5 protein-coding genes and 2 pseudogenes are annotated in these 9,745 nt (G+C 71.8%); 5 read left to right on the forward strand and 2 right to left on the reverse strand.

The window, feature by feature from the left end:
* The first annotated feature begins 168 nt into the window (after nt 1-168).
* From I0Q12_RS20230 to I0Q12_RS20245, 4 genes are all read left to right on the forward strand, one after another.
* Nucleotides 169-636: a universal stress protein gene (locus I0Q12_RS20230; protein ID WP_197253982.1), complete on the forward strand. Its 468-nt coding sequence runs from the start codon at nt 169-171 to the stop codon at nt 634-636.
* Nucleotides 637-676: 40 nt separating this feature from the next.
* On the forward strand, nt 677-1,759 hold the full coding sequence (locus I0Q12_RS20235; RefSeq protein WP_197253984.1) for an isochorismate synthase MenF: 1,083 nt from the start codon (nt 677-679) through the stop codon (nt 1,757-1,759).
* Nucleotides 1,760-1,895: 136 nt separating this feature from the next.
* Nucleotides 1,896-2,069 (forward strand): DUF2613 domain-containing protein, encoded by a 174-nt coding sequence (locus I0Q12_RS20240; RefSeq protein WP_072812050.1) that lies wholly within the window; start codon nt 1,896-1,898, stop codon nt 2,067-2,069.
* Between the two features lie 40 nt (nt 2,070-2,109).
* A complete protein-coding gene (locus tag I0Q12_RS20245; protein ID WP_307846368.1) occupies nt 2,110-6,375 on the forward strand; it encodes an alpha-(1->3)-arabinofuranosyltransferase in 4,266 nt (1,421 codons plus the stop codon).
* 71 nt (nt 6,376-6,446) lie between these two features.
* Here the strand turns inward: I0Q12_RS20245 and I0Q12_RS33345 are convergent.
* A pseudogene (locus I0Q12_RS33345) lies at nt 6,447-7,445 on the reverse strand (acyltransferase family protein); the annotation flags it as partial.
* A gap of 195 nt (nt 7,446-7,640) precedes the next feature.
* On the opposite strand from I0Q12_RS33345, the gene I0Q12_RS20250 reads away from it, so the two are divergent.
* Nucleotides 7,641-8,882, forward strand: a complete 1,242-nt coding sequence (locus I0Q12_RS20250) for a DUF3068 domain-containing protein (RefSeq protein ID WP_197253988.1) — start codon at nt 7,641-7,643, stop codon at nt 8,880-8,882.
* Between the two features lie 164 nt (nt 8,883-9,046).
* Here the strand turns inward: I0Q12_RS20250 and I0Q12_RS20255 are convergent.
* A pseudogene (locus I0Q12_RS20255) lies at nt 9,047-9,745 on the reverse strand (polysaccharide biosynthesis protein); the annotation flags it as partial.

Raw genomic sequence — 9,745 nt, forward strand, 5'->3', positions numbered from 1 at the left:
TCCCGCCGCAGCCGGCGACCGCGGTCGCGGCGGCGAGCACGGCGACGAGACTGTGACGGATACGCATGGACATCGACGGTAGCCGACCATCGCACAGTCGGCTCCCACAGCCCGCCGGGAACGGTAATGTGCACCCCGAGCAGCCGGTTTCGACCCAAGGGGTGTGCGATGCCCGCAGATCTGATCCTCATTGCCTACGACGGTTCCGAAAACTCCAAGCGCGCCGTCGAATACGCGGGCCGCTTCCTCGAGTCCTGCCGCGCCGTCGTCGTCACCGCGTGGGAACCCATGGTGCGCCAGGCCGCACGGATGTCCGGGCTCTCCGGGGTGATGCAACCCGAATGGGTTCCCGACGAGGACAGCGAGGACGTGGCGCTCACCGACGCCAAGGTCACCAACTCCGAAGGCCTCGAACTGGCGCGCGCGGCGGGCCTGCAGGCGGAGGGCCGCACCGTCGAGATCGTCAACGCGGTGTGGACCTCGATCATCGAGGCCGCCGACGAACTCGACGTCGACATCATCGTCACCGGAACCCGCGGCACCACCGGGCTGCGGTCCCTGCTGCAGTCCTCCGTCGCCGACCACGTGCTGCGCCACAGCCACCGGCCGGTGCTGATCGTGCCGCCGGGACGCTAGGCGCACCGCCGTCGCCGCCGGGCGATATCGTCGAGCGATCATGGACGGCTTCCTTCTCTCGCGCCCGGAGCGCACCCTCCGCACCACCGGAATCAGACGCCTGTACGACACCGCCGCCGAGGCGTCACGGGCGCTGCGACGCGACGAGGCCGATCTGATCGTCGGGGCCCTGCCCTTCGACCCGGAGCGCCCGCCGGCGCTGATGCAGCCCGAGGAGAGCACCGTCACCGACGGGCCGTGGACCCCACCCGACGACCTCGACGCACTGCCGCCGGTGCGGGTCGCCGCGCAGAACCCGCCCCCGCGCATCCACGTCGCGCGGGTGCGGACACTGATCGAACGGCTCGAACTCGGCGAGTTCGGCAAGGTCGTCGCCGCACGGTCGGTCGCCCTCGACGCGGACGAGCCGCTCGACGCCCTCGCCGTCGCCGCGCGCATGGTCGCCCGGCACCCGACGGCCGCGACCTACGCCGTGGACCTCAGTGCCGCCGGCGAACGCTACTGGGGGCACACCCTCGTCGGCGCGACCCCGGAAGTTCTGGTGAGCCGGCGCGGCAGCACCGTCACGTGCCGGCCGCTCGCCGGGACCGCCGCGCGCTGCGCCGACCCCGCCGATGACGAGGCGGCCGGTCGCGACCTCCTCGCGTCCGCGAAGAACCTCGCCGAGCACGCCTACGTCACCGCGTGGATCCGCGACCGTCTCGGTCCGCTGTGCACCGAGCTGGATATCCGCGAGACCCCGGTGCTGACGAGCACCCCCGACGTGTGGCATCTGGCGACCCCGATCACCGGGACACTGCGCGACCCGGCCACCGACGCCCTGACCCTCGCGACGGTGCTGCATCCGACACCCGCGGTCGCGGGCACCCCCACCGAGGCGGCGCTCGCCACGATCCGGGCCGTCGAGGGCGATCGTCGCTTCTACGGCGGTGCCGTCGGCTGGTGCGACGCCGCCGGGGACGGCGACTGGCTGGTCGCGATCCGCTGCGCGGAGATCAGCTCCGACGGGCTGCGTGCCCTCGCGTGGGCGGGCGGCGGGATCGTCGCCGATTCCGACCCCGACGCCGAACTCGACGAGACGACCGCGAAGCTGCGGACACTGCTCGGCACGCTCGGCCTCTGATTCCGGGCACACCGTCGTGGCACACGGACAGAGACACACAGTGGGGGCACACCGTGTGACACGGGTGATACCTTGACGCGGTGCGAAACGGCGCGGGGACGTCCCGCGCCGACGTTTTGACGATGGGGAGATGGGCATGGCGAAGTTCCTTGGACCCGGCCTGGGCAGCGCTGTGATCGGCGCCGTTCTCGGTGCTGCAGCGGTATTCGGTGTGACCGCCGCGGTGCAGGACAACACCCGCCCGGAGATCGACCGCAGCGGCAACGCCGATTCCTCCCTCCTGAACCAGGTTGAGTACGGCAGCCGCTGACGGCGCCGGCAACGCTGCGAGTTCACGCACTTCCTCCGGCGTGACGGCCCCGCACGATCCGGGGCCGTCCGCCGATCCCTTGTCACGTCGGTGGTTGTACGCGGCCGCCGCGGTGGCGTTCGTACTTGCGTTCGCGCAGGTCCCCGGCCTCATCGTGGCCGACACCAAGTACGACCTGACGCAGAATCCGCTGGGGTTCCTGGCCCGCGCATCCCACCAGTGGAGCAGCATCGCCCCGCTCGGGCAGGTCCAGAACCAGGCGTACGGCTACTTCTTCCCGCACGGCACGTTCTTCGCGGCCGGGCAGATCCTGCACGCGCCTCCGTGGATCACCCAGCGGATCTGGTGGGCACTGCTGCTGATCGCCGGATTCTGGGGCATCGTGCGGCTCGCCGAAGCACTGGGCATCGGCAGCCGCAGTTCCCGGGTTCTCGCCGCCGTGGTGTTCGCGCTGTCCCCGCGGGTCCTGACGACCCTCGGGTCGATCTCGTCGGAAACCCTGCCGATGATGCTGGCGCCGTGGGTGCTGCTGCCCGTGGTCCGGTACGCGCGCAGCGATTCCGGGCGTTCGGCCCTGCAACTGGCCGCGCAGTCCGCGGTCGCGGTGGCGCTGATGGGTGCGATCAACGCGGTCGCGACCGCCGCGGCCTGCCTCGTCGCCGGCCTGTGGTGGCTCGCGCACCGGCCCGGCCGCGCGTGGTGGCACTTCACGATCCGGTGGATCCCGTGCTGCATTCTCGCGGTGCTGTGGTGGATGGTGCCGCTGCTGCTGCTCGGCAGGGTCAGTCCGCCCTTCCTCGACTACATCGAATCGTCCGGGGTCACCACCGAGTGGGCGTCGCTGGCGGAGATCCTGCGCGGCACCGACAGCTGGACACCGTTCGTCTCCCCCGAACGCATCGCCGGGGCGGTGCTCGTGACGCAGCCGGCCGCGGTCCTCGTGACCGGTCTCCTCGCCGCCGCGGGCATGGCCGGTCTGGCGATGCGCTCGATGCCGGCACGCGGCCGTCTGACGCTGATTCTGTTCGTCGGGGTGGCCGGGCTCGGCGCGGGTTATGTCGGTGAGCTCGGTTCCCCGTTCGCCGAGCAGGTGCGCCTGTTCCTCGACTCCGGCGGGGCGGCGCTGCGCAACGTCCACAAACTCGAACCGCTGGTGCGGCTGCCGCTGGTCCTGGGCCTGGCCCACCTGCTGCGGCGGGTGCCGCTGCCCGGGGCGGTGCCGTGGGGACGCGCCCGCGTCGCCTTCGCGCATCCCGAACGGGACCCGATGGTCGCGTTCACCACCCTGATCCTGGTCGCCGCGACCCTCGCGACCTCCCTGGCGTGGACCGGCAAGCTCGCGCCGCGCGGCGCCTACGACGAGGTCCCCGGCTACTGGCACGAGACCGCGGCGTGGCTCGGCGAGAACACCTCCGACCGCGGCGAACGCGCCCTGATCGTGCCGGGCGCCCCGTTCGGCAGCCAGATCTGGGGTCTGACCCGCGACGAACCGATCCAGGCCCTGGCCGAATCACCGTGGGTGTCCCGCGACGCGGTGCCGCTGGTGCCGCCCGGCGCGATCCGCGCCCTCGACTCGGTGCAGCGGCTCATCGCCGACGGCCGGCCCTCCGACGGGCTCGCCGCCACGCTGCGCGGCCAGGGCATCGGCTACGTGGTCGTCCGCAACGATCTGGATCCCGACACGTCCCCGGCCGCGCGCAGCGCACTGGTCCACCGCGCCCTCGACGGCTCCCCCGGCCTGGTGCGGGTCGCCGAGTTCGGCCCGGACATCCGCCGCGAACTCGGCGAGGACTTCGTCGCGGACGCGGATCTGCAGCCCGCCTATCCGGCGATCGAGATCTACCGCGTCGATGTGCCGGGCTCTTCGCCCGTCGGCCCGTATGTCGTCGACGCCGCGTCGGTTCCGCGGGTCCAGGGCGGCCCCGAATCGCCGCTGCAACTCGCCGGCGGCGAACCGCCGCTGCCCGGCCCGCTGCTGCTGGCCGCGGACGCGCAGCGCGCCGGGCTGCCCGTCGACGGGGTGGTCGTCACCGACACGCCCACCGACCGCGAAACGGACTACGGGCAGGTGGACTACCACTCGTCGACGATCCGGGCAGCCGACGATCCCCGACGCACCCACAACCTGGTGCCGGACTATCCGGTCGCCGACACCGACCTCGTCCGCGCCGAATGGGAGGGCGCGCGCATCGGGGTCTCCAGCGCCGCGTCCGACGCCACGCAGCTCGGTGGCACCTCACCGGGCAGCGGACCGGCCGCCGTCGTCGACGGTGACCCCACCACCGGCTGGCACAGCAACGGCCTCGAATCCGCGGTCGGACAGTGGCTGCAGCTCGACCTCGACACCCCGATCGAGGCCGGCATGCTGCACCTGACGACGAGCCCGGGCGTGCTCGGCTCGCCCGTCAAGTGGCTGGAGCTGGAAACCGACCGCGGCACCACCGCCGTCCGGGTCGAGAAACCCGGCCGCGAACAGACGATCGCGTTGCCGCTGGGGACCACGACGTGGATCCGCATCACCGCCACCCACACCGAGGACGGCACCGCCGGGAGCCAGTTCGGCATCACCGAGGTCGCGGTGGACGACTTCACCGACCGCGAGAACCCACGGCCCATCGACATCCGCCGGCGCATCGTACTGCCGCCGGTCCCGGACGGCGCGGACGTGCTCGGCTGGCAGCTGAGCCAGGAGTTCCCGGGCCGCGGCAGCTGCGTCGACACCCCCGACCGGGTGCGGTGCGCCCGCGGGCTGGCGACGGCCCCGGAGGAACCGAACACGTTCACCCGTTCGCTGTCGGTGCCGGCGGAAACCGAGGTCGCGCCGCAGGTGCGGGTGCGGACGCGTCCCGGTCCCGCGGTGGAGGCGCTCGCCGCGCAGCCGGATCGGGTCACCGCGACCGGTCCCGCCGACGTCGCAGACCTGTCCGGCTCCGCGTTCGCCGCGACCGACGGGGATCCGCGCACCTCCTGGACCGCGCCGGAATCCGCCCTCGAACCCGGCGCACCACGCCCGACCCTGACCCTGCAACTGCCGTCGCCGGAACTCGTGACCGGACTCGACGTGGCCGCGAGCCTCGGTGCGCTACCGGTGGCACCGACCCGGATCGCGGTCAACCTCGGCAACGGACCGCAGGTGCGCGACATCGACCTCGGAGACGACGTCCGCTCGGCCCGGGTGGATCTGGAACCGCACGTCACGGACCGGATCGTGGTCAGTCTCGTCGCCTGGCCCGACGTCCTGGACCGCACGATCCTCGGGTTCGCGAAGCTCACCCCGCCCGGCCTCGCCGAGATCACCGTCCTCGGGCAGGACGGCCCGCTGGGGGCGCAGGACCCGGCCGCCGACCGGACCGTCACCGTCGGCTGCGACAGCGGCCCGGTCGTGACCGTCGCGGGCCGCTCCTACCGCACGTCGGTGACGACGACGGTCGCCGCCCTCGCCTCCGGGGAGGAGATCCCCGCGACCCTGTGCGACACCGGCACGGTCGCGCTGCCCGCGGGCCGGGTGCACCTCGACATCACCCCGGGCGCCGCGTTCGTCGTGTCGAGCGTGGACCTGCCCGTCCCGGGGGCGCTGCCGCCCGTGCCCGCACCGGTCGAACTCGCCACCGGCACGTGGACCGAGGATCTTCGCGAACTCGACGTCCCGGTCGCCGGCACCGAACGGATCGTGGTGGTGCCGGAAAGCACCAACGTCGGCTGGGTCGCGACCGCACCGGACGGCAGCGAGCTGACCCCGGTCGTGGTGGACGGCTGGCAGCAGGGCTGGATCGTGCCGGCCGGAACCGGCGGCACCGTCACCCTCGCGTTCGCGACGGACCGCTGGTACCGCGCCGGAATCTTCGGTGGACTGCTGCTGCTGATCCCGCTGTTCGCGGCGGCATGGTGGCCGCGGCGGCGCCGCGAGCAGGAACTGCCCGGTCCCGCTCCGAGGCCGTGGGGCAGCACCCTCGTCGGACTCGCCGGGGTCGTCGCGGTCGCGACGGTGGCGGCGGGCGCGGTCGGGGCGGGTGTCGCGGTGGCCGGTGCCGTGGCGATCGGCGTGATCATCGCGCGCCGGGGCGAAACCGCCGCCTCACGGATCCTGGTGGGGACGACCGGTGCGGCGACGATGATCGCGATGGCGATGCTGTCGACGGGCCCGTGGCGGGCGCCGGGCGGCTACGTCGGCCACTCGTTCCTGATTCAGTTCGCGGCGGTCGTCGGGCTGGTCGCGCTGGGCCTGGCCACCGTGCCGCTGTCGCCGCGCTTCGCCCGCGTCCTGCGGTGGAATTCGCGGCGGACGGGTTCCTCGACGAGCGCGTAGCTCACGGACGCGACCGCGATGCTCAGGACGACGGTGACCGCGAGCACGAACCAGAAGTGGCCGTGGAACGGCAGGATGCCGAACACCGGGAACATGATCGACAGAACCGCGAGATGCCAGATGAAGATGCCGTACGACCAGCGGCCGACGGCCAGCGCGGCGGGCGACGCCAGGATGCGGTGGTCGCTGCGCGGCGCGAGGGTCAACGGGGCGAGCAGCGCCGCGCTCATCACGGCGCCGAGCAGGATCTTTCCGTTGTACTGCCACGGCTCGAGGTCCGTGAGTCCTTCCGGCCCGCCCAGTGGGGTGGTCGCGAGCGCGAACGCGCCGATCGCGATCGCCGCCATCAGCGCGCGCCGCGCCGCGAGACGATGCATCCACGTCCCGCCGACGGTGGCCAGTTCGGCAAGCAGCATGCCGGCCCCGAACCACGGCAGGTAACCGGGAAGCCAGTTGTCGTGATGGATGTGCTCGGGGGTGGCCACCGGCAGCCACACCCACACCAAGCTCAGCGCGCACGCCGCGAGGATCACCGGGATGCGGAACCGCGCGGCGTCCCCGCGCAGCCGGCACAACGCCAGCGCCAGCAGCGGCAGCACCAGATAGAACGCGACCTCGACGGACAGGCTCCACATCTGGGTGAGGCCCTCGGTGAGCGTCAGCGGCACGAACACCTGCACCAGCGTCAGGTTCGCCACCCACACCCGCCAGCCGCCGCCCGCCCCCGGCAGCAACAGCAGTACCAGGCACACGACGGTCCAGTAGGCGGGCAGGATGCGCACGGCCCGGGAGGCGAGATAACGGCCCGTCGGCTGCGCGACACCGTATCCGCGGGCCGCCGCGGCGTGCGGCCGCCACAGCAGGAAACCGGACAACGCGAAGAACAGGGCGACCGCGAGATCGAACCGGCCCCACACCCGGCCGATCACCGGATCGTGCACGGCACCGGTCTGGAACGCCACATGGGTGATGAGAACACCCACGGCGGCGAAGCCGCGCATGCCCTCGAGGGCCGGCAGGAAGCCGGTCGCGCCACGAGGTGAGGCACCGGCATCGGGTCGATTGGTCATCGCCGACCAGTGTGCCCGGGATGCGTACTGTCCCGGAAGTCCGGGTTCTTCCGCGATCCGAACGTACGCACAACCACTGTCGGCTGTTAGTGTCTGGGCTCACGTGGTGTCCGCATTGTCGTACACCAGACGATCCGTGCAGCCCTGCTGCCGGTGGGGGTACTCGATGACAACCGTTGAGTGAGGAGAGACAGCATGGCTGAGCGATCGGGCTCGGGCCGGAAACTTGCGCTGGTGTTGGTGGGCCTGGGGACGTTCCTCTTGGCGATCGCGCTGCTGGTGCCGACCTACACAGTGGGCAAGCTGAAGAAGACGCCGCTCGATCTCGAGGTCACCACTGTGGCCGAGGGTACCGGCGACATCCTCAATTCCAGGGCGCTGCTCTCCGGTAAGGCGCAGGTCGACACGAACGTCCCGATCGTCGCGCAGCGCTTCGTCACGGTCGAGGACCCCTCGAACGCCGACATCATGACGCTGCAGGCCGGCCAGACGGTGCGTCGCCTGGACATGCAGGGAGACACCGGCCTGGTGTCCGCGACCGTGGACCGGGTGACCGTCGACCGTGTCACCTCGATGCCGGTCTCGGCGGAGGAGTACCCGGATCGTGTGAGCACCATCCAGACCTCGGCGACCGCGCCGCCCACGGAGATCGACAACCGTGACGGCCTGCAGTACAAGTTCCCGTTCGACGTGGAGCAGAAGAACTACCCCTATTTCGATCTGAACGCCCGTGAGAACTACGAGATCGAGTACAAGGGCGAGGAAGAGATCAGCGGCGTCAAGGTCTACCACTTCCAGCACACGATCGATCCGGTCGACCTGTCGAAGGCCGATCCGTCGAACCCGTCGTACAAGCTGAGCCTGCCGGCCTCCACGTGGGGCGTCGAGGGCGGCGATGCGCCGGTCACGATGGTCCGCTGGTACACCAACGTCCGTGACCTGTGGGTCGATCCGATCACCGGCGTCGTCATCAAGGGCCAGGAGCAGCAGTACCAGTACTACGCCCGTGAGGCCGACAAGCCCGAGGTGACGGTCCTGAAGGTCACGCTGCCGTTCGACCAGGACACCATCGAGTACCAGGTCGGACAGGCCAAGGACGGCCAGGACCAGCTGTCGACGTTCGGCCGCACCGTCCCGATCATCCTCGGCATCCTCGGTGCCATCTCGCTGATCGCGGGCATCGTGCTCGGTGTGCGCGGCGGCAAGGGCGGCACCCCGGCCGCCGCTGCCGGCGGCCCGGCTCCGGCCGGCCCGGCCACGACCACCCCGTCCGGCCCGGCGCACGCCGCTCCGACCCAGCGGGACCTGACCAACGACGACACCCAGGTCATCCCGCGCACCGACGCGGGACAGAACCCGCCGCAGCGGGACTGGACCACCGACGCGACGCAGGAGATCCCGAAGACGGATCTGCGCAAGCCGCCGTCGGAGCAGTAACCGTCGAGAGCTCACGCGAACGCCCGGCCGGGATTCCCGGCCGGGCGTTCGCGCGTATCAGCGTCGAATCGGCCGCGCGGCGAACGGACAGGCGCATGCGGAATTCACGTGTGCGGCTGCCGTTCCGGCGCGCGAGTTCTTCAGTTGGGCCGCAGCCGAGGTGTTCAGGACTTCTTCCGGACGGCTGGTCCGGCCGCGCGCACGGCGAGCACCGCGACCACCGCGGCGGTGACCGCCGCGACCCCGACCGCCACGGCGACGAACTGCTGCACCGTGGACGCCACGGTGGTCATGAGCACCGCCTCGACGACCAGGCCGAGCCACGCGACTCCCGCCAGACGGGTGCGTTCGCTCGCGATCGCCGACAGCAGACCGGCCTGCAGGACGGCGAGGCACGCGCCCTGCAGCGCGAACACCCACAGCAGCGACTGCACCGGGGCGTAGGCGTCGCCGACGAGCAGCGGCACGAGCGGGGCACACAGCGCGGCGCCCGCGACGACCACCGCCCCGATCCCGACGATCACCGTCAATGCGGACCGGACCGCCTCCCCGGACCGGGTCGGGTTGGCCATCTGCGGATACAGCACCACACCGACGGCCTGCGGCAGCCAGAACGCGACCTTCGTCGCGACCGCGCCCAGCGCGTACAGACCGGCGGCGTCGGCGTCGAGCACCATGCGGGCGAGCAGCAGATCCAGCGAGGTCATCGCGATCAGCGCGAGCTGCACCTGGGAGGCGCGCAGGACCGAGGTGATCCCGGGGGCGCGCGGGGCGTCCGGGATCGGCTCGGTGCCACCACGACCCACGATCACCGCGGCCCCGGCGGCGACGATCCCGGTGCCCACCGCCCCGGCCAGCAGCGC

This window comes from Rhodococcus sp. CX (genome assembly GCF_015865005.1).
In the GTDB taxonomy this organism is placed as follows: Bacteria; Actinomycetota; Actinomycetes; order Mycobacteriales; family Mycobacteriaceae; genus Rhodococcus.